21 protein-coding genes are annotated in these 22,118 nt (G+C 63.2%); 3 read left to right on the top strand and 18 right to left on the bottom strand.

Annotated features, from left to right (window positions below; genetic code table 11):
* The first annotated feature begins 9 nt into the window (after positions 1–9).
* The 3 genes from IWY39_RS23290 (at position 10) to IWY39_RS23280 (ending at position 2,252) form a co-directional block, all read left to right on the top strand.
* Positions 10–438 carry a thermonuclease family protein gene (locus IWY39_RS23290; protein ID WP_081659626.1) on the top strand — a complete coding sequence of 143 codons (429 nt, stop codon included), beginning with the start codon at positions 10–12 and terminating at the stop codon, positions 436–438.
* A gap of 105 nt (positions 439–543) precedes the next feature.
* Positions 544–1,203: a DUF6088 family protein gene (locus IWY39_RS23285; protein ID WP_021243489.1), complete on the top strand. Its 660-nt coding sequence runs from the start codon at positions 544–546 to the stop codon at positions 1,201–1,203.
* A complete protein-coding gene (locus tag IWY39_RS23280) occupies positions 1,200–2,252 on the top strand; it encodes a nucleotidyl transferase AbiEii/AbiGii toxin family protein (protein WP_231377889.1) in 1,053 nt (350 codons plus the stop codon). Before IWY39_RS23285 ends, IWY39_RS23280 begins: the two co-directional genes overlap by 4 nt.
* Before the next feature lie 302 nt (positions 2,253–2,554).
* On the opposite strand, the gene arsH is transcribed toward IWY39_RS23280, so the two are convergent.
* From arsH to IWY39_RS23190, 18 genes are all read right to left on the bottom strand, one after another.
* Entirely contained in the window at positions 2,555–3,334 is a 780-nt protein-coding gene (gene arsH / locus IWY39_RS23275) for an arsenical resistance protein ArsH (RefSeq protein WP_021243487.1), read from the bottom strand.
* Positions 3,331–4,398 carry an ACR3 family arsenite efflux transporter gene (gene arsB / locus IWY39_RS23270; RefSeq protein ID WP_021243486.1) on the bottom strand — a complete coding sequence of 356 codons (1,068 nt, stop codon included), beginning with the start codon at positions 4,396–4,398 and terminating at the stop codon, positions 3,331–3,333. The genes arsH and arsB overlap by 4 nt, the downstream gene beginning before the upstream one ends.
* The gene (locus IWY39_RS23265; protein ID WP_021243485.1) at positions 4,395–4,931 is read right to left on the bottom strand and encodes a GNAT family N-acetyltransferase; all 537 of its coding nucleotides are present in this window, start codon (positions 4,929–4,931) and stop codon (positions 4,395–4,397) included. Before IWY39_RS23265 ends, arsB begins: the two co-directional genes overlap by 4 nt.
* Positions 4,932–4,934: 3 nt before the next feature.
* A complete protein-coding gene (gene arsC / locus IWY39_RS23260) occupies positions 4,935–5,369 on the bottom strand; it encodes an arsenate reductase (glutaredoxin) (protein WP_021243484.1) in 435 nt (144 codons plus the stop codon).
* Positions 5,366–5,887, bottom strand: coding sequence for an arsenate reductase ArsC (locus IWY39_RS23255; RefSeq protein ID WP_021243483.1), 522 nt, complete (start codon positions 5,885–5,887; stop codon positions 5,366–5,368). Before IWY39_RS23255 ends, arsC begins: the two co-directional genes overlap by 4 nt.
* Positions 5,888–5,898: 11 nt before the next feature.
* The gene (locus IWY39_RS23250) at positions 5,899–6,231 is read right to left on the bottom strand and encodes an ArsR/SmtB family transcription factor (protein WP_021243482.1); all 333 of its coding nucleotides are present in this window, start codon (positions 6,229–6,231) and stop codon (positions 5,899–5,901) included.
* A 102-nt stretch (positions 6,232–6,333) separates the two neighbouring features.
* Complete coding sequence (locus IWY39_RS23245) at positions 6,334–6,747, bottom strand: single-stranded DNA-binding protein (protein WP_021243481.1); 414 nt, start codon at positions 6,745–6,747, stop codon at positions 6,334–6,336.
* A gap of 505 nt (positions 6,748–7,252) precedes the next feature.
* Entirely contained in the window at positions 7,253–7,879 is a 627-nt protein-coding gene (locus IWY39_RS23240; RefSeq protein WP_231377888.1) for a hypothetical protein, read from the bottom strand.
* Positions 7,880–8,112: 233 nt separating this feature from the next.
* A complete protein-coding gene (locus IWY39_RS23235; RefSeq protein ID WP_031290476.1) occupies positions 8,113–9,060 on the bottom strand; it encodes a DUF2493 domain-containing protein in 948 nt (315 codons plus the stop codon).
* Between the two features lie 244 nt (positions 9,061–9,304).
* Positions 9,305–9,751, bottom strand: coding sequence for a hypothetical protein (locus tag IWY39_RS23230; RefSeq protein ID WP_021243478.1), 447 nt, complete (start codon positions 9,749–9,751; stop codon positions 9,305–9,307).
* A 26-nt stretch (positions 9,752–9,777) separates the two neighbouring features.
* Positions 9,778–10,701, bottom strand: coding sequence for a hypothetical protein (locus IWY39_RS23225; RefSeq protein ID WP_021243477.1), 924 nt, complete (start codon positions 10,699–10,701; stop codon positions 9,778–9,780).
* Positions 10,694–11,083: a DUF6927 domain-containing protein gene (locus IWY39_RS23220; protein WP_021243476.1), complete on the bottom strand. Its 390-nt coding sequence runs from the start codon at positions 11,081–11,083 to the stop codon at positions 10,694–10,696. The genes IWY39_RS23225 and IWY39_RS23220 overlap by 8 nt, the downstream gene beginning before the upstream one ends.
* A 4-nt stretch (positions 11,084–11,087) precedes the next feature.
* Entirely contained in the window at positions 11,088–13,001 is a 1,914-nt protein-coding gene (locus IWY39_RS23215; RefSeq protein WP_021243475.1) for a reverse transcriptase domain-containing protein, read from the bottom strand.
* Positions 13,002–13,592: 591 nt separating this feature from the next.
* Positions 13,593–13,859, bottom strand: coding sequence for a hypothetical protein (locus IWY39_RS23210; protein WP_021243474.1), 267 nt, complete (start codon positions 13,857–13,859; stop codon positions 13,593–13,595).
* Positions 13,860–13,883: 24 nt separating this feature from the next.
* A complete protein-coding gene (locus tag IWY39_RS23205; RefSeq protein ID WP_021243473.1) occupies positions 13,884–14,519 on the bottom strand; it encodes a hypothetical protein in 636 nt (211 codons plus the stop codon).
* A 132-nt stretch (positions 14,520–14,651) separates the two neighbouring features.
* Positions 14,652–15,581 (bottom strand): ArdC family protein, encoded by a 930-nt coding sequence (locus IWY39_RS23200; RefSeq protein ID WP_021243472.1) that lies wholly within the window; start codon positions 15,579–15,581, stop codon positions 14,652–14,654.
* Positions 15,582–15,713: 132 nt separating this feature from the next.
* Positions 15,714–17,777 carry a ParB/RepB/Spo0J family partition protein gene (locus IWY39_RS23195; protein WP_021243471.1) on the bottom strand — a complete coding sequence of 688 codons (2,064 nt, stop codon included), beginning with the start codon at positions 17,775–17,777 and terminating at the stop codon, positions 15,714–15,716.
* Between the two features lie 123 nt (positions 17,778–17,900).
* A complete protein-coding gene (locus IWY39_RS23190; RefSeq protein ID WP_021243470.1) occupies positions 17,901–22,118 on the bottom strand; it encodes a strawberry notch-like NTP hydrolase domain-containing protein in 4,218 nt (1,405 codons plus the stop codon).

Raw genomic sequence — 22,118 nt, 5'->3', positions numbered from 1 at the left:
CCATCGCTGATGCTCACGGCCCTGCTTCTCGCTGTCGCGACCGTACCCGCCGGGCAGACTTTCATCTGTACGCCCACCAGGGTGTGGGACGGCGATGGACCGGTGTGGTGCCGGGAGGGACCACGGATTCGACTTGGCGGAATAGCGGCACGCGAGATCGGCGGCTCCTGCCGACGCGGTCAACCCTGCCCGCGCGCCAGCGGCGTCGCCGCGCGGGACGCGCTGGTCCGATTGCTTGGCGGCGCCAAAGGCAGAACCGGCACCGGCCATATCCTTGTCGCCGGCCCTAGGCTCCAATGTCGGTCAACCGGCAACGCGAAAGGAGATCGCACCGGTGCCTGGTGCTCTGCGCCGGGGATCGGCGACCTGAGTTGCGCCATGATCGCGACTGGCACGGTGCTGCGGTGGCGACGCTATGCGGCGGGCCATTGCCGCTGAGCGGACGCGGAGGGCGATAGCGGAATAAAGCTGTCCGAAATCTGTCTACAAGCTTCGGACAGGTCTAATTTACATTTGTCCGAAATTTGTATAGGGATTTCGGACATGGCCGATGATACTCCCGACCTCAAAGCCGCCATTCTTCAGCGGATCGACGCGCGTGCACCCAAAGCGGTGTGGACGCCGGGGGACTTTCTCGACCTTGGCAGCCGCGATGCCGTCGACAAGACGCTCCAACGCCTGGTCGCCGCTGACATGCTCCGCCGTATCGACCGCGGCCTTTACGACAAGCCCGGGCGCAATAGCCTGACCCAGCAAAGTAGCCCACCAGATCCCCGCGAGGTCATCGACGCGATCGCCCGACGCGATCAGATCCGGGTGCTGGTCGACGGCATGACCGCCGCCAATGATCTGGGCCTCACCAACGCGGTCCCGGCCAGGATCGTCGTCCATACCGATGCGCGGCTGAAGACGATCCATCTCGGCCATCTCACGATCAGCTTCCGCCTGACCGCCGCCAGCAAGCTCTTCTGGGCGGGGCGGCCCGCGATGCGGATCGTCCAGGCCCTTCACTGGCTGCGCGATACGATGGGAAGCGACCCACAAGACGATGCCACGGTCCACCGACGGATCATGGCGCTGCTGCATGACGCCCGACAGAGCAAATCCGTGCGCGACGATCTGGCCGATGGCCTGTCGACACTGCCGGCATGGATGCAGGCATATTTGAAGCCGATGCTGGCCAGTCGGGCGTCGGCCGCATGATGAACCCTGACTATGACCGCATCATCAGCGCTGACGACGACACCCGTCTCGGCCTGTTCACGACGACCGCGCAGCGCATCGGCACCACGCCCCAGAATGTCGAAAAGGATTTCTGGGTTTGCTGGACGCTCGACGCCCTGTTCAACGGATTGCCGCATGGTCCCCGCCTGCTGTTCAAGGGTGGCACCTCGCTGTCGAAGGGCTTCGGGCTCATCCGGCGCTTCTCCGAGGATATCGACGTCACCGTCTTTCGCGACGATCTGGGGCAGACCGCCTCGATCACCGAACTGGAGGCGATGAGCGGAAAGAAGCGGCAAGCCGCGCTCGACGCGATCCGCGAGGCCTCCGAGGCGCATATCCAGGGACCGCTGCACGACCAGCTCGCCACGCTCGTTGGCGAAGCCGCAGACCGCCTGGGCATAGCCGCCGAGCAATGGCGCGTCGAACCGGACCCCGAGGATGCGCAGGCGCTCTATCTACGCTATCCCTCGGTCACGCCTGTCGACGCCTACGTCGGCAAGGCCGTGAAGATCGAGTCCGGCGCGAAGTCTGCGCTCGACCCCCACGCAGTACATACGGTCCGGCCCTATCTCGAAAGCGACGTGCCGGGGATCGATCTTGCCATCACCAATATCACGATCGTCGATGCGGAGCGGACCTTCTGGGACAAGGTGGTCATCCTCCACGGCCTGCGGCGCTGGTTCGAGATCCGCGGCGTCCTGCGCGGCAACGGGCAGCGTGTGTCGCGCCATTATTATGACCTCCATGAGCTGCTGCAATCCGATGCGGGCAAACGCGCGCTGGCTGATCCGGCGCTTGGACGCGATTGCGTGGCGCATGCCAGGCTGTTCTTCAACCGGCCCGCCTTCGACCTCGCGACTGCCGTGCCAGGAAGTTTCGCGCTGTGCCCCGAGGGCGACATGGTCGATGATTTGCGCGGTGACTATCGCGCGATGACGGGCATGATCTTCGGCGCGGCGCCCGCATTCGACGATGTTGTCGAAAGCATTGCTGCGCTGCAGAACGCCCTGAACGCATCGGCATCCTGACCGAATTCCATACGAGCGCCAAGCCGCCGACAGCTATGACCAGGCCAACGCCCGTGATCAGCGCCGCACGCCAATAGACAGCTTCGATATGAGCGCAGAAGCCAAAGAAAGTGCCGCCCACAATCGCTGCAGCGGCGACAAGCCGTGCAGCGAGATCGGCCCCAGTCAGAAAAGCACTGCCAGGTGTGGCCCACAGCAATAGGACCGCCCCCATTCCCACAAATAGAATGCCGATGATGCCCAAAAGCACTTGGCTGACCAGTCGTAGGACAGGGGCTGAAGGTCTGCCGCATGCCAACGGCTCATCCCCGTACGGTTTGGGGCGCGATTGCGATCGACGAGAGATCGTTCGATGGGTCTACAGGAATGCCCGCTTCGCTCCGTTCGGAATAGCGATCGACGAGTTGATCGGCATGCGGCCGCAGCAGGACGGTAAAGCGTACAAGCTCCTCGACCACATCGACGATGCGATCATAATAGCTCGACGGCTTCATGCGGCCGTCATCGTCAAATTCGGCGAACGCCTTAGCCACGCTCGACTGGTTGGGGATCGTGAACATCCTCATCCACCGGCCAAGGATGCGCAGTGTGTTGACGCTGTTGAAGGATTGCGAACCCGCGCTGACCTGCATCACAGCCAGGGTCCGCCCCTGCGTCGGGCGCATGCCCTTATACGCCAGAGGCAGATGGTCGATCTGGGCCTTCATGATACCGGTGATCTGCCCGTGCCGTTCCGGGCTGCACCAGATCTGCCCTTCCGACCACAAGGAATGCGCCCGTAGTTCGGCAACGGCCGGGTGGTCGTCCCCTTCGACCTGGTCGGGAAGCGGCAGATCAGAAGGATCGAATATCCGCGTTTCACATCCGAAAAACTGGAGAAGCCGCGCAGATTCCTCCACCACAAGCCGAGAGTAGGATCGCTTCCGCAAGCTGCCATAGAGGAGAAGAATGCGTGGCGGCGGATCGTTCGGGCCGAGACCAAGCGCGGGCCTCCGGCGGGCAAAGGCCATCTTCAGAGCCGGCAGATAATCCGGCTCGGATAGCTGGCGCAGGCGCTCAAAGGCCATGATGTCCTCGCTCATCGGCCTTGCTCGGGCACGGTATCGGGAAACCAGCGGCGACCGAACCAGAAGGCGACATTCACCAGCAGGATCAGCACTGGCACCTCCACCAGTGGGCCGATGACGGCTGCGAAAGCGACCGGGGACGCCAGCCCGAAAGCGGCGATCGCGACGGCAATGGCCAGTTCGAAATTATTGCCCGCAGCCGTGAAGGCCACAGCCGTCGTGCGCGGATAGTCGCTGGCGATGAGCTTGCCCATGAAGAAGCTGATCGAAAACTGGACGACGAAATAGATCGTCAGCGGGATGGCGATGCGGACAGCATCACCGGGCAGCGTAACGATCTCGCTGCCCTTCAGGCTGAACATGGCAACGATCGTGAACAGCAGGGCGATGAGCGTAACCGGACCGATCTTCGGGAGGAATACGCTCTCGTACCAGTCGCGCCCCTTGGCCGCGACGAGACCCTTGCGGGTCAGATATCCCGCAAGGAAGGGAATACCGAGGTAGACCGCCACCGCTTGCGCGATGATCCAGAAGCTGACGTTGATGACGCTGCCCTCCAGCCCGAACAAGGGCGGCAGGAAGGCGAGGAAGAACCAGGCATAGAGGCTGAAGAACAGGATCTGGAAGATCGAATTGAACGCCACCAGCGCCGCGACATATTGATTGTCGCCCTTGGCAAGCTGGTTCCAGACGATGACCATCGCGATGCATCGGGCCAGCCCGATCAAGATGAGACCCGTCATATAGGCTGGCTCGGCGCGCAGGAAGATGACGGCCAGAACGAACATCAGCACCGGGCCGATGATCCAGTTCTGGACAAGCGATATCGCCAGCACCCGCTTGTCCTCGAAAACGCGCGGCAGCTCCTCGTAACGAACCTTAGCCAGCGGTGGATACATCATCAGGATGAGGCCGATCGCGATCGGTATATTCGTGGTGCCCCAGGACAGGCCGTTGATCGCGGCGGGCAGCCCCTCGATGCGCGTGCCAAGGCCTACGCCCAAGGCCATCGCCAGAAAAATCCACAAGGTGAGATAGCGATCGAGAAAGGATAGCCGTGGTCGACGGGTCTGGGTCATTGCGGTTCCTTGAGCGGTGGGGCGGCGTCACCGACACCCAGCGCGATCTGCATATAGACGGTGTCGAGCCAGCGTCCGAACTTGCGTCCCACCGAGCGCATCGTGCCGGCATGTTCGAAGCCGAGCTTGGCATGGAGGGCGACGGATGCCGCTTCACCCCCACCGATGACGGCAATCATCTGGCGAAATCCTGCCGCCTCGGTCTGTGCCAGCAGAGCAGCAAGCAGCGCCTTTCCGACACCTCGGCGCTGATGCCCGGGATCGACATAAATCGAGTTCTCGCAGCTCGACGCATAGGCAGGCCGATCGCGAAACTGCGTGGCATAGGCATAGCCGACAACATCGCCGCCCTGCTGGGCGGCGAGAAACGGCCAGCCTTTCGCCAAGCATGCGCCAATCTTGGCTTCGGTCTCCATCACCGAGCGCGGGCTGGTATCGAAGCTGGCGGTGCCCTCCCGGACATGATGGGCGTAGATGGCGGCGATCGCCGGCGCGTCGGCGAGGACCGCCGGCCGGACCGTAACCGCTGCCATCGTTCAGCCTGCCGTGACGCGGTTGCCGGCAGCGTCGACGACCTGCTCGCCGTCTTCCTTGGCGAAGGCACCGCGTTGGGCCGCGGGAATGAGGTCCAGCACCGCTTCGGAAGGGCGGCACAGCTTGACGCCGAGCGGCGAGACCACGAGCGGACGGTTGATGAGGATGGGATGGGCCATCATTGCGTCGATCAGCGCCGTGTCGGAAAGACCTTCATCGCCCAGGCCGAGGTCCGCAAATGGCGTGCCCTTCTCGCGCAACAAGGCGCGCGCGCCGATCCCGGCGCGTGCGATCAGGCTTTCCAGCTGACTGCGGGAAGGCGGCGTCTTCAGATATTCGATCACATGTGGTTCGATCCCGGCATTGCGGATCATCGCGAGCGCATTGCGCGACGTCCCGCATTCGGGATTGTGGTAGATGATGATATCCACGGTCATTCACCCGCCTCCGCCTTGGCGCTGGCGCCTTCGCTCTGTCCGATGTCCTTGAGCTTGCGCCGCATCGCCATGTCATCGAGGCTCGAGATCGGGAGCGCCAGAAACAGCGCAATGCGATTCTGCAAATAGCGCAGCGCCTGCAGGAAGGCCTCGCGTTGCCCCTCGCCCTCGATCGCAGCAGGGTCTTCAATGCCCCAATGCGCTGTCATGGGATGGCCGATCCACACTGGACAGGTCTCACCGGCTGCATTGTCGCAGACCGTGAAGATGAAATCGAACTGCGGCGCACCGGCACCGGCAAACTCATCCCAGCTCTTGGACCGCATATCGGTGGTATCGAAGCCGAGCCCCTGAAGCACCGACAATGCCATTGGGTGGACCTGCCCTTTTGGCTGGCTCCCGGCGCTATAGGCTCTGAAACGCCCCTCGCCGAGCTTGTTCATGACCGCTTCGCCAAGGATGGAACGCGCCGAGTTCCCGGTACACAGGAACAGGACATTATAAATACGGTCGGGCATACAGGGCTCCGTCAGCAGCAGGGAACAAGCTCGGCGATCAGCGGCTCGCACAGTTCCGCCCTGCCCCCGCAGCAATCCTTGACCAGGAACAGGGTCAGCGCCTTGAGCTGATCGAGGTCGGCGCGGTAGATGATCTGGCGACTGTGGCGCTCGGCACGGATCAGGCCCGCACGCGCAAGCCCGGCCAGATGCGATGACATCGTATTCTGGGGGATATTGAGCTGGCGGGCGACTTCGCCCGCGGCCAGGCCATCGGGCTCATGACGCACCAGCAAGCGAAACGCATCAAGGCGAGTGCCTTGGGCAAGCGCCGCCAGCGCGCTGATAGCAGAATCATTGTCCATATATCGATAATATTGGATATATGGATTTCTGACAAGCCCAAGCAGAGGAATGCCGACACAGCAAAAGGCCCGGTGGTTGTGGCCACCGGGCCTTCGCGGGTTTCAGAACGGAATTTCGTCGTCATCGACCGAGCTGTCATTGCCGCCCTGGTCGCCACTGGCGGACTTGGCGCGGGTGAGGAAGGTCACCTCGTCGGCGATGATCTCGACGCCATACCGCTCGATATTCTCGTTGTCGGTCCAGCGGGTGTAGTGGATGCGACCGCGCACCATCACCTTCATCCCCTTGTCGACATATTGTTCGACCGTCTTGCCGACGCCGTTGAAGCAGGTGATCCGGTGCCATTCGGTATCTTCGATCCGCCGGCCATTGTCGTCCTTGACGATCTTGCCGTTGCTGTCGCGCTTGGGCCGCGAGGTCGCGAGGCTGAAGTGGGTGATCTTGGTGCCGCCCTGGGTGGTGCGGGCTTCCGGCGTGGCGCCGACATTGCCGGCGAGGATGACGAGGTTTTGCATGTCGAGGTTCCTTTTTTGGGTGCCGAAGGGACCGTCCCTTCGACTGACCCCCGAAAAAGGCGGGCATGGGCGGTGCTTCCACCGAAGCGCGTCAGCCGCGCAGGGAAACCCCGACACAAGGGGTGGTGCGGGCAGCCGTGGCACACGGCAACTCGGCCCGAAGGGGAGCGGGTTGGAAGGACCGAACGACCGACTTAGGGATCAGGTCAAAAAGAAGAGATGGTGGCTTTGGTTCTATGAACCCAGGAACCGATGCAGAAACCTTCCCCTATCGCCGCGGCATGTCCCCGCCAGGCAGAGACCCCACAACCGGTCGTCAGCGCTTTTTCGCACCTAAGACGGTCGTCCGCAGCGAAACGACGGCAACTCTCATGGCAACAGACATAATGGCCGTCTGACGCACGGTACGCCGCAGGCCCGCCCATCCCCGGCTTCATGGGATGGCTAGCGCCTTTTCGAACCGCGCAAAGGATGATGCGGCAAAGGATGATGCGGTGGTGCGCCGTCACACGATCTGCGCCCTGATCACGGCAAGGAGACGGTCGATGCAGTGAGAGACGTCGGCCACATCGAAGGGTGACGCTCCAGCCCGGAACAAGGCGTCGATCTGGTGGCGGCGATAGGCCGGCGAAAGGATCGCGGCAAGTTCCGGCAATTCCGGAGGCAGGCCGGACAGGCCCGCCTCCATCGCAAGCGCCAGGGCCTTTTCGAGGTCATGCCGAATATGGACGCGGTTCCAGTCGTCGGCATAGCCGGCCTTCATCAAAAAGGCTTTGAGGCCGAGTTCGATCGCGATCGCCAGCGAATGTGCGGCACTCGCGGGCGCGATCTCCACCCCACCCGCCGCACCGCGCGCAAATCCCACAGCATTCTCCATGAAAATGCCGACAAGCGCTAGATCGACGGTCCCGGCAAAACGCCGCGCAGCGTCATCGAGCATGGAGGCCGATAGCCCGATCAACCAGCGCGGCCCGGCAATATTGCGCAAATGGCGCAGATACGCCGAACCCGGTTCATCGGTGTCGGTGCCGGCCGACCAGCGTAGCAGCAGCGCGGCCTTCCAGCAGCGCCCGTGACGCTGCCGGAAGGCTAGCAGAGCGCGCAGTTCCTCATCATGCAAATCGCGCATCATCATCTCTCTCTAGTTCGTGGTAAAGCGACCGTCGGTGCAGCGTCGGCAACGCGGATGGCTGGTGGACTCTGAGCCGCGTCCCGGCCGCCAACACGGCCGACGGGTTCCAGTGCTATTCAGCGACACCAAAAAGGGCCTCGGCGCCCTCCCCTCCTCTCGCCTGCGGGAATTTCCAGGGGAGGACGTTAAGCGCAGCGAAAAGGGGGCCGCCGGAAAACCGGCGGCCCGCGGCTTCAGCCCGCAGCGCGACGGGCAGCGGAAGGAGGGCTTCCCAACGGGCCGCGACGATCAACGACACGGAGTCCCCGAGCCTTGGCTTCGATGACAAGCCGCTCCGTCACGCCGTTGCCCTGGAAGGCGATAACGAACCGCGGCTTGAGCGAGAGCATCTGCTCGTTGCGACGGAAGCCGGCGCGGTCTCCGAGTTTGCGATCGAGACCGAACCGCACCTGCTGGATGCCATTCTGCTCGGCCCAAGACGCTGCAAGCCGCTCGATACCCTTCATATCGCCGCCGTGTACGAGATACATGTCGCCGACATGGGCGCGAACCTTGTTGAGGGTGGCCAGCAGATTATCGGCGAACGTCTTCATATCTTCGTCGTTGGCGAAGGTGAGGCGGCCACCGGCGAACACAACGGGCGTACCCTGCGCGGTGTTTGCGTTCAGAGCCCGCTCGCGGCGCGCTCGCAGGAAGGCATGGCCATCGACGATCCCGGCGGTGACGCCGAGCGAAATGCGGTTGCCGGACGATGGCACCCACGATCTCCCGGTCTCGCGGATATAGTGCGCGGCGGCGACATCGCGCATGATCTCGAAGGCACCAGCGGATTCCTCGACCTTCTTGGCAAGATCGATCTTCTCCTCCAGATTGGCCGTGCTGATTTCGGAGCCGTCCTGTTCGGCGAGGAGAAGGCGGATGTCGTCGGTCAATCGATCGACCAGTCCGTGTTTCTTGGCGGCGGCGCGGTGGAAGAGGTTCACCAGGCCCCAGCCCAGGTCTTCGATGTCGCGCTCCAGCGCGGTGTTTCCCATCGTCGTGAAGAGATCGCTCCAGATTGCGGTGGCGGTCTGCTCCAGCGCCTCGGTTGGTGGCGGCGCCATGCCACTCAGGTCTTCAGCGCGGGGTTCGAGGTGCCCTAGCTCCAGTGCCGCGAGTGCGGCTGCAAGCGATGTGGACATGATAGCGAGCCTTTCTGTCTGTGCCGGCGGCCTCTCCGCCGGATGCGCATCCTCCGGGCGCTCGCAAAAGAGGGGCTGGCACCGAGGCACAGCCGAGGGGAACTCGCGAACAAGGGGTGGTGCGGGCAGCCGTGGCACACGGCAACTCGGCCCGCCGTTCGCGGGTTGCCAGCGCCTCGCGGGCGCCCATATGCGGCATCCTCTGGCGGGGAAGGTGTCGACACAGACCGGTTTCGCTTTGCCCTCAGACCCTGCCGTCGATCCGGAATGGGGGTATCTCCAATTCCGCCGCTGCGAGATGCGACAGCACCGCCGCGAAGCTGCCGAGACCGCGCACCGTTTCCGCCGAGATCAGGATCTGGTCATCGTCCGACGCGCTGAAACTGCGAACGGTCATGCCGTCAAAGACCACCCGCTCCGGGCCAAACGCCCCAGGAGCGCCGCCAGCCCAGCGCGCGAAGACAAGGGCATGATCGACACAGAAAGTCTCGATCGCCTCGAACCGGCCCCAGGCAACCTCATGGTCGGCCAGGTACAGGGGAACGCTCGTATCGAGAGCGTCCGGATCGAACGCGGTGCCCTCCCAGTCCGTATAGGCGCCGTCGCTCGCGACGGCAGCGCAGAAGCCGGGAAGGAGGTCAGGGGACAGCGATCCGCCGATGCGGATCGCGACAGAAGCGCGATCGGCCATGAGAGTCTCCATAGCTAGGGAGGGGGTCAGCCTGCGGACTGACCCCGGTGGAATGCGTCGAGCCAACGCGCCATCGACATGCGCTGCTCGACGGGTTTGCGCGCTTGCGCCGCCTGGAAAGCGACCAGCGCGAGCGGTGCATCCGCAACGATCCGATCAACCTCGCTCGGTGGCAGAAGGCCGAGCGCACGGACATAGGCGGTGATATTGCCCGGTCTCGGTATCGCCCCGCCGCGCCCGACAACGGGCTTGCGCCAGAGGCCCTCGATCGTGCGCAAGCGCGGTTTTGCGCGGGCCTCCATCAGAACGATGGTGCGAAGTTCATCCTTGGAGAGCGCATCCACCTCGTGTGGCCGCATGGCGGGACAGAAAAAACATGAGGATTTAGGCGGTACAGGGAGGCCCGCACGCTCAATACGTGCAACGCAATCCGCCCGGGTCCAGCCCAGTTCGCGAAGGGGATACCGATAGTCATAGCGAGGGTCAGCATATCCCTCGGCATGCGCGTAGCGTCGCTGATCGGCACCGGAACAGTCATAGCCGATCAGTTTGACGACACGTCCGCCTTCTCCCCAGCACCGTATCGCGGGCGCCCATTGGGCCGTCCATTTGTCCTGCGGCGCCACCTTCCATTTGAGCGAGCACGACCCCCGCCCAAATGCCTTGGACGGCAGGGTGGCGTTGGTCAGCATGTTGGTGCCCAAGCTATCATAGGGCGGCCAATGCTTGAAGTTTCGCGGTTCGTAGCGGACTATCTCGGACGCAACATCGTGACGGTCCATCCAATGACGAAAGACCGGAATGAACGCATAGGTATCGGTCTTCTCGGATCCGGTATCGGCGAACAACACCATATCGATCGGCTCGCCTCGTTCGACGAGCTCGATGATCATGGCGGTGGAATCGACGCCCGCGCCCCAGGCCGCGATCACTGGCGCGCGCTCAACCATCGGTCGCGTCCTTCGGGACGATGGTCGGGTTGATAAGCCGGTATGCGCGCGTCTTGAGCTTTGTGATCCGGCACACAGTGCCGGTTGTGGGATCGCGAAAGAGCGGTGCCTTGCCCTTCGGATTGGCAATGACCGTGAAGCGGTCGCGATCTTCGCCGTCATTGAAACGAATGGGCTCGTCGAAGACGATGGTCTGTCCCGGCTTCGGGGCCGGCTTCGCGCGTTCGAGCTTGCGGCGAACCAGGTTGGCACGACAGCGTGCGCGCCATTCGGAGGCGTAGGTGCTGTCGGTTTCGGTCAATTCATCGAGAATTGCAGCGGGGCAGTCGCTTTCGCACGGTCCCATCGCTTCCGTCAGTCGGGTAGGATTGGTGCTGCTCATGGAGTCAGCCCTGATCCCCCCGCCGAACCGCACGTGCAGCTTTCACTGCATGCGGCTCTCCACTGTGACCTACCATTCCTTCGCGCTGATCGGGCAATCGGCCAGCATGAGTGTCCCGGTGGCACTGCTCGCACAGGACTACCGTCCTGCGCGCGCGGGCCGCCTTCATTCTCACGACAAAGCCGCGGTGCGAAACATCGGCCATCCCCCGGATATGGTGCACCTGACACGGAATATCGGATCGACCGCAAGCCTCGCATTGCTTGGCATTTTGACGTTCAACCCAGTCCGTACGTGAGTGTGTGAACACCTGCGTCCAAGGCTGGATATCAATCCTGGACGAGGTGGCCGGATCACGTTTCAGATGAGCCAGTTTCCAGACTTTGACCGATCGGGGCTGGCCATCGACGTCGTAGCCGATGGTAAATTCCTGCCCCGTCCTCATGCGGGCCACGACCGCTCGCACATTGGTCTTGTGCTTGCTGGCCAAGGTCTTGAACAAGCTCCACCGCTGGAGGAACTCAAGCCTGTTCAGCTTGAAGCTCACATCCTTGGCGAGAGCGTAATAGTTCGCAAAACCCCGCAATTCGGCGTTGTAAGCAAGGACAATCTCAACGTCGCTGCAGCTGAGCAGCAGGCTACGATGACGCGGCTTCAAGACCGACAGATCACCATAGCCCTTCGCCGAGGCAAACGCGTGGACCTTCTCCCAAGGGACATGCAGCTGCATCACTTCCGACGGCGGCCTGCGGAGGAAGCTGACGGAGCCCTTTCGGCTCCGAACCACCCGCTGACGTGTCGTATATGTGCGGACTTCATATCCAAGGAAGGCGGCCCCATCGCTCGCCTTGCGGATACCGCTTTTCTCCTCGGACACCGTTAGCGCCAATGCTTCTGTCAGGAATGCCCTGACTTCGGCGAACACGCTTCGTGCATCCTCCTTGCTACCGATAACCCCAATCATGAAGTCGTCCGCGTAGCGACAGTAACGAAGTCGGCGATAACCGGGGTCCATCGCATCTCCCGACGGGATGGACCGCTTTTGCGGCAGTAAGGTTTGGATTTTGGCCAAGGCGGCCGCAACCTTCACCTCGTCGACGTTCTCTTTAGCCCGCAGCATAGTGACGCGCTTCCGTTGTTTCTGGATGCGCCCAGCCAGTCGCCCATATTCCGGGTTCGTGGCACGGACCTTCCCCCTCTCGAAAGCCGCCATCCGTTCCGCCATGAACATATCGAGTTCATGGAGATAGATGTTGGCCAGGATTGGAGAGACGATACCGCCCTGCGGAGTGCCGCTGTAGGTCCGGGTGTGAACCCGGTCTTCCATAACGCCCGCCTTAAGCATGCTGCCGATCAGGCCGATGAATTTCTCGTCATCGATCCGTTTCCGCAGCAGCCGCAGGAGAATGTCATGGTCGATGTTCTCGAAGAACCCTGCGACATCCACATCTACGAGCCATTTCACCCCCGTCCATACGGCTTTGACATGTTCAAGCGCCGTATGACACGACCGGCCCGGCCGGAATCCATGGGAGGCGTTCGAGAACACCGGCTCATAGATCCGTTCGAGCAGTTGCCGCGCCACTTCCTGAACGAGGCGGTCATCACGCGTGGGAATCCCCAGCGGACGCCGTTTGCCCTTGCCTTTCGGGATAAACACCCGACGCACTGGTTTGGGATCGTAGGTCCCTGCCATCACGCTGGCGATAATCGGGTCGAGGTCTTCCGGTCCAAAGTCCACGAAAGTCTCGCCGTCGATACCCGGCGTCATCGCACCCTTGTTGGATGCGATCTTTTGGAGGCCGTCCTCCCAAAGGAGGCGAGACCCCATCAGACGATAGAGCCCATTCACCCGTTTGCCCGACGCAACGAGCGTCGGAATGGCCTCCAACCGGCCTTTCACAGTTTCTGGCAGCATCAGCACACCCCATGATCGGTGGTTGAAGAATCACAGCTGCCGCCCTTCCCCCGGTCTTCCCCGCTTTCGGCCTGATCGCTCAAGACCTTATACGGTTGCACCGCCGCCTCCGAAGAGGTCGATGTCCCGGGCATTACCCCGGGCGTTTGAGTAATATGGCGGCTCCGTACCCATGCAGGCCGGCAGAAGCCGCCTGTTTAGGGCATCCCGTAGTTACGCTGAATGGAGATGCGGCGCGGTTAGGTGTCCCGTTCGTCCACTAAACCCCTCGACGAGAGGCGCACCGGATGGGCTGAGAAACAGGCGGCCAAGACATGAGACCGCTGTCAACATCCGGACCTGGCGTGACAGTCGCTTTCGCCAGTATCGCTATATAGATTGCTGCAGACTGGGATTTAAGCAGTATAGCCTTCACCATACGCACCTTGCCCTGACCGTCATCGTCTCGATTTGCGACTGAGACGCATCCGGCCTTTTCCGAACATGCTATTGTTCCCCGTCCCTTTCGGGATTTCAGACCTTGTGAGGTCCGAGGTTAGTCCGGCGAGCAGAGGCATTCTCAACTTACCTCATCATCACTGATACTCCATTTCAGCGCCGCAACGGCGCACTATCTTTGTAGCCGAACGTGCAGCCATCGCGCGCGCCGGTGCTTTGCCTGGTCAGGCACACGACGGCGAAGACGGCCCGAGCGCCGGACGCCTCGATCCGTTCGCACGCGGCATAATAGGTCGAACCGACCATCGAAGACGCGAGAACCGTGAGACGATGATCCGCGTGCGCATAGGTGAACTGGTTGTCGAGATAGGAGCGCGGCGTGGCGTAGCCATCCTTATCGCGCATGAAGAGCCAACCCATGAAAGGTCTCCTGCATTACGGGGTTCAGGCCGCAGCGGCGAGGCACACAGCGCCGATCTCGTCGGGCGTGCCGGCAAGCCGGCGGCGGAACGCGGCCACGTCGAGCAACTCGGCAATCGGCGCGCAGTAAGGCCTGCCAACCGCCTGCCCATCGCGACAGCGGCTGATCGACACTTCGCTGTCGGGGAGGAAGCCCCGTGGAACCACGCGAACGGCGAGATCCGCGTGGCGCAGCTCCGTCGTGCCGTCTTCGTGATCGGCACCCATGACGGTGTTGATACGGACGTCGTCCGCATCGAGACCGATCGCCGTCGCGAGACGTGCAAGCGCGCGGCGCGCCTGATAGTGGAAGGTACGTTTGGCGTGGTAGTTTCCGCCGACGCTCTTCCCGGCGATGTCGAGCAGCGCCGGCGCGGCGGCAACCGCCAGGCGATCCGCTTCGCAACGGAGGCGAAGGGCGTTGACGCTGGGCGTGTCGCGTTCGGCAATGTCCGCCAGATGGCGGATGAGAAGAAGGATTGCCGCGTCGCCGGCGACAGGCTTGCCGGCACGCTGACAATCGTCGACGGCGGCGTTGAGGGCGTGGAGCGCCGCCGGCAGATGGTCCAGACCGGCGAGGGAAAGGGCCTGATTGTGGCGGTAGAGCGTATCGTAGAGCATGGGAGCCTCCTTCTGAGCGCTCTGGCGCGCTCAAAAGGCCGAAGGCGTCCTCCCCTCCCCTGTCCTTGCCGCGGCTGAACGGTACGGCGAACCGGCGGTAGCCGCCGGGGTCTGGGCGGCCGATCGCCGCGATCATGCTGCTTCACGGATCGGATCCTGGGCGTCGTCCGATGTGGCGAGGCCCGTTGCGCGGAGCAGGAAAGCGGCGGCCGCTTCGGCTTTTGCTGCAGCCGTCATGATGGCGCGGGAATCCTTGCGCAGCACCGCGAGCCACGAGCCGATATACGCTGCATGATCGTCGATATGGGCGGTCGGGAGGCCAAGATCCGCGCCGAGCAGGGCGGATGTCATCTCGGCGCAAAGCTCTTCGAAAGCATAAGCGTTGTCGCCGAATTTCCTGCCGAACTCTCGGTTGAGCCGGTCAGGATGACCGGTCCAATGCCCTGCCTCATGCGCTAACGTCGACGCGAAATAGGCACGGGTGGAAAACAACGCGACGGGCGGCATCGTGATGCTGTCGGCAACACGGTCATAGAAGGCCCGATCGCCGCACTGGAAAACCCTCGCCGGAAGGGCATCGAGGAAGCGCTCTGCGCGATCCGGCAGTTCGTCGTCGGGGGCGACCACGCTGAGGGGGCTTGGATAAAATTTCTCCGGCAGCCCTTCGATCTGATCGGCATTGAAGACGGCGTAGGATCGCAGCACGCGTCGCATTTCGTCCGTGGGGTCGCCGGTGACGGGCGACTCCACCGTCTTGCTGTAGGATTTGTAGAAAATGGCGATTTGCGACCGCTCGCCTTCGCGGACCTGGCCGCCCAGCGCCTGCGCCTGCTTATAGGTCATCCAGGTGCGAGAATGGTAGCCGGCGCCTTCGGCGCAGAGCCACAGCCAGAAGCAATTGATGCCCTTATACGGGTCGCCGGTCGCGCGAAGAGGACGGCCGCCAAGGCCCGGCCGCCATGGTTTCACCCAAGGGCGTACGCCCGCTTCGAGTTTGTTGATGATCGCGTTGGTGATAGTGTCGGCAGGCGACGGTTTATCGGTGGTCTTTACCACGGTCATTCTCCTGATCTCGTAGAGGCGATCCCGGACCAGCACCCTCCCCTCAGAGAGCCTGCCGCCGGGGCACAAAAGGAGGGGCGACACTCCGCGAAGAGTGCCGCCCCCAGTCGCCTCGAACCGTGCAAACGGGCGTCAGGCCGCCTCGCTCAAATCCTCCTGATCGTCGTGCGGCGCGTCCTCCAGATCCGACTCATCATCGACATCATCACCATCATCGCCGGGATCGACATCATCGGCCTCGTCGATGAACGTCGAGCGCAGCGCGATGGTCTCGGGCTGCTCGACGGCGTCGAAGCGCATCGCATCAGGCAGCCAGGCCGTCGCCTTTTCACGGATTTCGGCCTCGACGATCCCCTGCCCGTTGCAGAGCGAAGCGCAGGTTGCGGCAAGGTCGCCCTTCTTGGCGTCCTTGTAGCGCCCGCGCAGGATCGGCCCGCCAATGTCCTCGAGCGCGGCGAGCATGACCTCCTTTTTGACGCGGCCGAAGAAGTTCTCGGCCGTGGGGCGCCACCAATGCTCGACCTGAATGTCGAGCGCGCGACCAAGATGGTCATGGAACCCGTTGGACCGTCCGCCCTCGGCGATGTTCAGGCTCGGTTCCAGCGTGCGTGCGATCGAGAAGGCCACCCAACTGCCGCGGGCCTCGTCGTCGAGCGCACGAAAGGCTTCGAAACGCTCGGTCATGGTCTTGTAACCGGCCCAACTCGTATCGAGACGCTGGCGCTGATCCTCGATGGTCTGCGACGCCATCGACCCTTCGTCGCGGAAGCCGAAGATCGGGAATTGCGCGCCGCCGGACTTGAGCGTCGAGTGATTGCGGACGTAATTCTGCTCGAAGACGACATTCTGCGCCATCAGGAAGATGGTGAGGTCCAGCGCCATCGCCGGATCGCTGGCGATATGGGCGACGAGGATCTGCCGGCGCTGGGTCGCCAGCTCGTCGATCAGCGTAGCGCTGAGCTTGGGTCCATGATCGATGTCGCCGGCGCCGTCTTCACCATTGGCACCGCCCGTCGCCTTGGGCGGAGCATTCGGATCGACAACGGGCTTCTCACTGAACATGCGGGTGTGAACGCGGGCTTCGCCATCGCCACCGATATAGACGAACGTCCCGATCTGCGCCCGGACCGCCGGATCGATCTCGCGACGGGAATCCTCGATGCTCTCAAGCTCCCGTTCGATCTCGTCGAGGCGATCGTTCGCGACCTCGGCTTCCGGCGTCCCGTCGGTCAGTTCACGCTCAAGCTGCTCGACGAGTTGGTCATTTTCGGCCGAGAGCGCTTCGACACGCGCGCGCTCCTCCTCGCTGAGCGGCCGCGCGGGTGCGTGAAACTCATGAAGTTGACGCTCGAGATCATAGGGTACGTGCGTGGCCGCGATCGGCGTCACGAACGCGAGGCCCTCGGCCTGTGCGAGTTCGGCAGCGGCCGCCTCCAGCTTTTTGCCGGCAAGATCTTCGAGAAGATCGACGTCGATCCAGTTCTCGTCCCCCTCGGCTGCAAAGAGATCCCCCTCGATGCGGCCGCCTGCCGCGACATAGGCATCGCGACCGATGAACCGCGCCTTGGCATCGTTCGCCTTGATCGTGCCGTTGAGGATCGCGCGCCGGATGTTGTCGGGCTGATCGCCGTAATAGGAGGTGCTCATCTGCGCGAAGACGCGCGCCTGACGATCGATGTCGCTCGTCACGGCATAGGCCTGGGCGACACCCAGCGTGATTTCGCCGGCGGCGAGAGCCTGGAACACGCACGGCGCGAGCTCGGCAAGCCGCACCCGCTGCTCGACGAAGCGGGTGGTAACGCCCTGGCGCTTGGCAACGTCCTCGGCGGTCATCCCCTTCTGGATGAGGAAGTTGAACGCGGTGCTTTCATCCGCCGGGTTCATCGGAACGCGCTGGAAGTTCTCGGTGAGGCTCGCCTCGACCGAGTTGTCATCGTCGGTAAGGACGAGGACCGGCACGACATGGTCGGCGGGCAGCGTGCCCTGTTCGATCAGGCTCTGGAGTGCGCGCAGCCGGCGCCCGCCCGCCTTGACGGTGAAATGGCCCGCCTTCTTGAGCGGGGTAACGATGAGGTTCTGCAACAAGCCTTGCGTTGCGATGCTGGCGGCGAGAGCGTCGATACCGGCCTCACGACCGGATTTGCGGACATTGTCCTTCGACAGCGAGAGGTTCTTGACCTTTACGGACTGGATCATCGGTTGTCTCCATCTGGTACTGGCGCACCGCCTCGACGGTCACGCGAGCCTGCTCATCAGGCCCACAAAGCCGAAGGCCCCCTCCCCTCTCCTGTACTGAGCGTGGAGAGAGGCCCTGGATGGTCAGGCGGTGATGCGCTCGATGACGGCAGCGGCATGCGCGACCGGAACGAACATCCGCGTCCTGTGCTGGATGATGTCGGTGAAACAGCCGGCCGCCTTGAGTTCAGCAAGCCGCGTGTGCGGCCAATCGAGCAGTTCGAGGCGCTGCTGGCCCGCGACCAGGCTGCGCTTGAGCCGATAGGCTCCGACAGACGATATCTCGCCGGTCGTCATCACATGCTTTGCGGTATCGTCGCCTGACACGGTGATGGCGGCATTGATCCCGAAGGCGTCCGCGAGCTTCGACACCAGCGGTGCAGGGACAATCCGGCCGAGGAAGGACTGGCCGTCATCGGTGTTCAGCCGCCAGACTTGAACATGATCGTCGGGCAAGCGATCCCAGACCGGCAGGAGCAGGCCCGCGACCAAATAGAGCGTGCTGGTGCGGGTCTTGTCCCGCATCTCCTCTACCTCGGCCTGCCACAGCGCCGAAAATTCCTCCTCGCTGGTCTCTTCCCACATCGTTTCGAGCAGCAAGTCTTGCCGCATCCGCTCGGAACGGGTCGGCCGAACCAGCTCGTAGCGGCGAACGATCTCGCCATCGTCGTCGGTGAGCGAATAGGTGCTGCACCGGATCGCGGCCCTGCCGGACTTCCGATTGACGATTGGGCGCGCGTCATCGCCCAGGATCCGCAACGCGCGATCGAGCGGGAGCGGCTTATAGCGCTCCTCCGTTTCGAGGCGCAGGATCTCGGTTTCTGCGCCGCTTGTCTGATCGCGCCGGATCACGGTGCGATCAAGGATCGTGATGCGTTCGGCATTGATGCTCTCGACACCAAGATCGAGCGTGCCCGCTTCGCGCGCCGCCTCGATCCGGGCCTCGATCAGACCGAGATATTCATCGAAGATCGCATTCTGCAGCGCGATGCGCAGTGCGAGAATACGATTGAGCCAGCGCTGAATGGGCGGCAGCTCCTCCTTCAGCCCACCGCCTTCGCCCTCCAGCTCAAGTCCGGTGAGGGTCTGGAATTCATCGAGCGTCGTCGAGCGCAGCTTGCCGTCGGCCAAAAGGCGGAACCATGTCTCGAGGGATTCCTTGGCATAATCGCTTTCAAGATTGTCCCGCGGGTCGAACAGACCCTGGCCACCCGTCTGGCGCTGGCCCCGCGTCAGGGCGCCGAGGCTGTCGAGGCGGCGGGCGATCGTCGAGATGAAGCGCCGCTCGCCGCGGCAGTCGGTCGATACCGGGCGGAACAGAGGCGCGGTGGCCTGATGAGTGCGGTGGGTGCGGCCGAGACCCTGGATGGCCGCGTCAGCGCGCCAACCGGGCTCGAGCAGATAATGGTTGCGGCGTGACTGGTTCTCGGCGGTGAGGCTCGCGTGATAGCTGCGCCCCGTGCCGCCTGCATCGGAGAAGATCAGGATCTTCTTCTCGTTCCGCATGAAGGCGTCGGTCTCGGCGAGGTTTGTTCGCGGCGAACGGCTCTCGATACGCTGGCGACCATGCGCGTCGACGACGATGCGCCGGCTGCGTCCCGTAACCTCGGCGACCGCATCGCTCCCGAAATGCCCGATGATATGATCAAGGGCGGACCCCACGATCGGCAGGGAGCAGAACCGCTCGACGAGATTGTCGCGCATCTCGATCGCTTCCTGGCTGAAGATGGGACGGCCTTCCTCGTCGGACATCGGCTCGGAGCGGGTCTTGCCAGTGTCATCGACGAAGGTCTTCATCTGTCGGACGGGAAAGGCCGCCGTGAGATAGGACATGACGAACTCTTTGGGTGAGAGCTCGATGTCGAGACTCGCCCGGTCCTCGGCATTCAGCGCGGCAAGTGCCCGGTTGAGCATCGCCTCGGACGTCGAGACGAGCTGGATCACGACGCTCTCGCCCCGGGCCAGATCGGCACGGATCGCCGGGATCAGCGACGGCAGCTTCATGCCGATGAGAATCTGGCCGAAGAAACGCTGCTTGGTGGATTCAAAGATCGACAGTGCAGCGGCCTTCGCGCCGCTGTTGTAGGTGTCGTTGGAGAAGCTGTCCGTCACCCGGGTGGCATCGAGCGCTGTGCGCAAATTGGCATGGATAATCGCCCACGCATCGGCATAGGCATCATAGACCTCGATCTGGTCGGGCGTAAGACGATGTTCGAGGATGTCATATTCGACACCGGCGAAACTGAGCGCCCTGGCAACATAGAGGCCCTGCATCTTCAGGTCGCGGGCGATCAATTCCATTGCCGCGATCCCGCCACGACGCAAACTGTCGACGAAGGCACGGCGATCGGCGAAGGCGGTGGTCGGACCCCACAGGCCAAGCCGGGTGGCATAAGCGAGATTGTTGACGTCCGACGCGCCGGTTGCGGACACGTAGAGGACGCGGGCGCGAGGCAGCAGGTTTTGCAGGCGCACGCCGGCGATGCCTTGATCCGAGCCGTCCTTGGTGCCGAAACGGCCTTCGCCGCCGGCGACACCCGCCATTTCGTGCGCCTCGTCGAACACCATCATGCCGTCGAAATCGTCCCCGACCCAGTCGAGAATCTGCTGAAGACGGGTGCCCTTGTCGCCGCGGTTGGAGCGGAGCGTCGCATAGGTGAGGAATAGCACGCCCTCGGCCGCGCCGATCGGCGTGCCGAGCTTCCACTGATTCAGATGCTGGATGTCGAGCGCGAGACCGCCGACCGCGGTCCAGTCACGACGTGCATCCTCAAGCAGCGTCTCGGTCTTGGATATCCAGATATGCTTGCGGCGCCCACGCAGCCACTGGTCGAGGATGATGGCTGCAACCTGACGGCCCTTGCCGGCACCCGTGCCGTCGCCAAGGAAAAACCCGGTCCGATAAGGTCGGCCGTCCTGGTCGGGCGCGAGCGACAATCCTTCCTCGGCCGCCTTGAACAGGCCAGAAATGTCTCGCTCGAAGGCGTCACCAGCATAGATCAGCGTTTCGAGCTGAGCGTCGGACAGCACCCGGTCTGCGACAACGCGGGTGGGCAGCTTGGGAATGTAAGAGGGCCGCGGTGCCGTAATCGAGCCCATGGCGATCGATTCCACCAGAGCGGTCGGATGCGCGGATGCACAGGGAATGGCGATGCGGCTCGGCCGGTACGGCAAATAGACACCGACCGCCTCGCCGGTCGGTACGGGTTCGGCAAAGACATCGTAGCCGATATCAAGCGCGCCGAGAGACGGGGCGGCCTTGGCGATCGGGGCCGAAAGCCGGGGCCTGCTCGAAAGACCGCCGAGCAGGGATCCGTGCGCACGGGTTGGTGCAAGGCGCACTGGCGAGCATCGCGGGGTTGCCGTAAGGCTGGTGGCCGATGTGCTGATCGTCGCGAGCACCTCGGCGAGCGAGCTGCACCGGATGAGGGCGACGTCGTCCTGGGAGCCCTTTTCCAGAACGATCAGTTTCACGATCTGGCTGGTGCCATGTTTGGCATAGGCATTCGCGGGGAGCTCGACGTGGAGCGTGACCGCGAAACCGTCGGTCGCCTTCGCCCAGGCGCGGCTTGATGTGTCCACGCGATCGGGAAGGATCGCGGTACAGCGCCCCCCGGCACCAAGTCGCTTCAAAGCGGCGCGCAGATGACGGAACGCGGCAAGCGGGTCGGCATGCCTGCCCATGCTGCGGGAAAAGGGCGGGTTGATGAGCACGGCGGTCGGGCGGATCGACAGCGGCAGCAGATCGTGGATGAGTTCGCCATCGTGGCGACTGACCGGTGCGGTGGGAAATGCTGCCTCGAGCATAACGGCACGCGCGGGATCGATCTCGTTGAGGACAAGCTTGGCGCCAACGCGGGCGGCGAATACGGCGAGGAGCCCGGTGCCGGCGGAGGGCTCGAGGACGGTATCCGCGGCGGTGATGCGAGCGGCGAGCGCGGCAAGATAGCCAATCGCGGCCGGTGTCGAAAATTGCTGGAGCGCGATCTGTTCTTCGCTGCGCACACTATGCGTCGGCAGGGATGCGGTGAGCGCGGTCAGGGCCGCAAGGCACTCGGCCGGCTCTTGCGACAGGTCGAGCGTGGCGAGGTGCAGAACCTGGGCCAGCTCAAGCACATCATAGGCGTCGCGGAGTGACCAATGCCCATCGGCCGCGGTTGAACCATAGGCGGTTTCCATCGTCCGGAGCAGGCCAGGCCGGTCGATGCCGTTGCCCTTGCGCAACACGGCGTGGACCGCCTTCGCCGCGTTAATGGATGGTTCGGTGAAATCGAGTTCGAGAGCAGCGGCTGAAGTGCGCAT

It is taken from the genome of Sphingobium sp. JAI105 (genome assembly GCF_015752145.1).
GTDB lineage: Bacteria > Pseudomonadota > Alphaproteobacteria > Sphingomonadales > Sphingomonadaceae > Sphingobium > Sphingobium xenophagum.
Note: the sequence above shows the minus strand (reverse complement) of the source record. Positions and strands in the feature narration are given on the sequence as shown.

What these genes read in the sequence shown, in the direction of transcription:
- IWY39_RS23190 (WP_021243470.1), bottom strand. Translation starts at nt 22,118, where the DNA reads ATGCGCACTTCAGCCGCTGCTCTCGAACTCGATTTCACCGAACCATCC.
- IWY39_RS23205 (WP_021243473.1), bottom strand. Translation starts at nt 14,519, where the DNA reads ATGCTCTACGATACGCTCTACCGCCACAATCAGGCCCTTTCCCTCGCC.
- IWY39_RS23220 (WP_021243476.1), bottom strand. Translation starts at nt 11,083, where the DNA reads ATGAGCAGCACCAATCCTACCCGACTGACGGAAGCGATGGGACCGTGC.
- IWY39_RS23240 (WP_231377888.1), bottom strand. Translation starts at nt 7,879, where the DNA reads ATGATGCGCGATTTGCATGATGAGGAACTGCGCGCTCTGCTAGCCTTC.
- IWY39_RS23215 (WP_021243475.1), bottom strand. Translation starts at nt 13,001, where the DNA reads ATGCTGCCAGAAACTGTGAAAGGCCGGTTGGAGGCCATTCCGACGCTC.
- IWY39_RS23265 (WP_021243485.1), bottom strand. Translation starts at nt 4,931, where the DNA reads ATGGCAGCGGTTACGGTCCGGCCGGCGGTCCTCGCCGACGCGCCGGCG.
- IWY39_RS23230 (WP_021243478.1), bottom strand. Translation starts at nt 9,751, where the DNA reads ATGGCCGATCGCGCTTCTGTCGCGATCCGCATCGGCGGATCGCTGTCC.
- IWY39_RS23280 (WP_231377889.1), top strand. Translation starts at nt 1,200, where the DNA reads ATGATGAACCCTGACTATGACCGCATCATCAGCGCTGACGACGACACC.
- arsH (WP_021243487.1), bottom strand. Translation starts at nt 3,334, where the DNA reads ATGAGCGAGGACATCATGGCCTTTGAGCGCCTGCGCCAGCTATCCGAG.
- IWY39_RS23210 (WP_021243474.1), bottom strand. Translation starts at nt 13,859, where the DNA reads ATGGGTTGGCTCTTCATGCGCGATAAGGATGGCTACGCCACGCCGCGC.
- IWY39_RS23235 (WP_031290476.1), bottom strand. Translation starts at nt 9,060, where the DNA reads ATGTCCACATCGCTTGCAGCCGCACTCGCGGCACTGGAGCTAGGGCAC.
- IWY39_RS23290 (WP_081659626.1), top strand. Translation starts at nt 10, where the DNA reads ATGCTCACGGCCCTGCTTCTCGCTGTCGCGACCGTACCCGCCGGGCAG.
- IWY39_RS23225 (WP_021243477.1), bottom strand. Translation starts at nt 10,701, where the DNA reads ATGGTTGAGCGCGCGCCAGTGATCGCGGCCTGGGGCGCGGGCGTCGAT.
- IWY39_RS23195 (WP_021243471.1), bottom strand. Translation starts at nt 17,777, where the DNA reads ATGATCCAGTCCGTAAAGGTCAAGAACCTCTCGCTGTCGAAGGACAAT.
- arsC (WP_021243484.1), bottom strand. Translation starts at nt 5,369, where the DNA reads ATGACCGTGGATATCATCATCTACCACAATCCCGAATGCGGGACGTCG.
- IWY39_RS23250 (WP_021243482.1), bottom strand. Translation starts at nt 6,231, where the DNA reads ATGGACAATGATTCTGCTATCAGCGCGCTGGCGGCGCTTGCCCAAGGC.
- arsB (WP_021243486.1), bottom strand. Translation starts at nt 4,398, where the DNA reads ATGACCCAGACCCGTCGACCACGGCTATCCTTTCTCGATCGCTATCTC.
- IWY39_RS23285 (WP_021243489.1), top strand. Translation starts at nt 544, where the DNA reads ATGGCCGATGATACTCCCGACCTCAAAGCCGCCATTCTTCAGCGGATC.
- IWY39_RS23255 (WP_021243483.1), bottom strand. Translation starts at nt 5,887, where the DNA reads ATGCCCGACCGTATTTATAATGTCCTGTTCCTGTGTACCGGGAACTCG.
- IWY39_RS23245 (WP_021243481.1), bottom strand. Translation starts at nt 6,747, where the DNA reads ATGCAAAACCTCGTCATCCTCGCCGGCAATGTCGGCGCCACGCCGGAA.
- IWY39_RS23200 (WP_021243472.1), bottom strand. Translation starts at nt 15,581, where the DNA reads ATGACCGTGGTAAAGACCACCGATAAACCGTCGCCTGCCGACACTATC.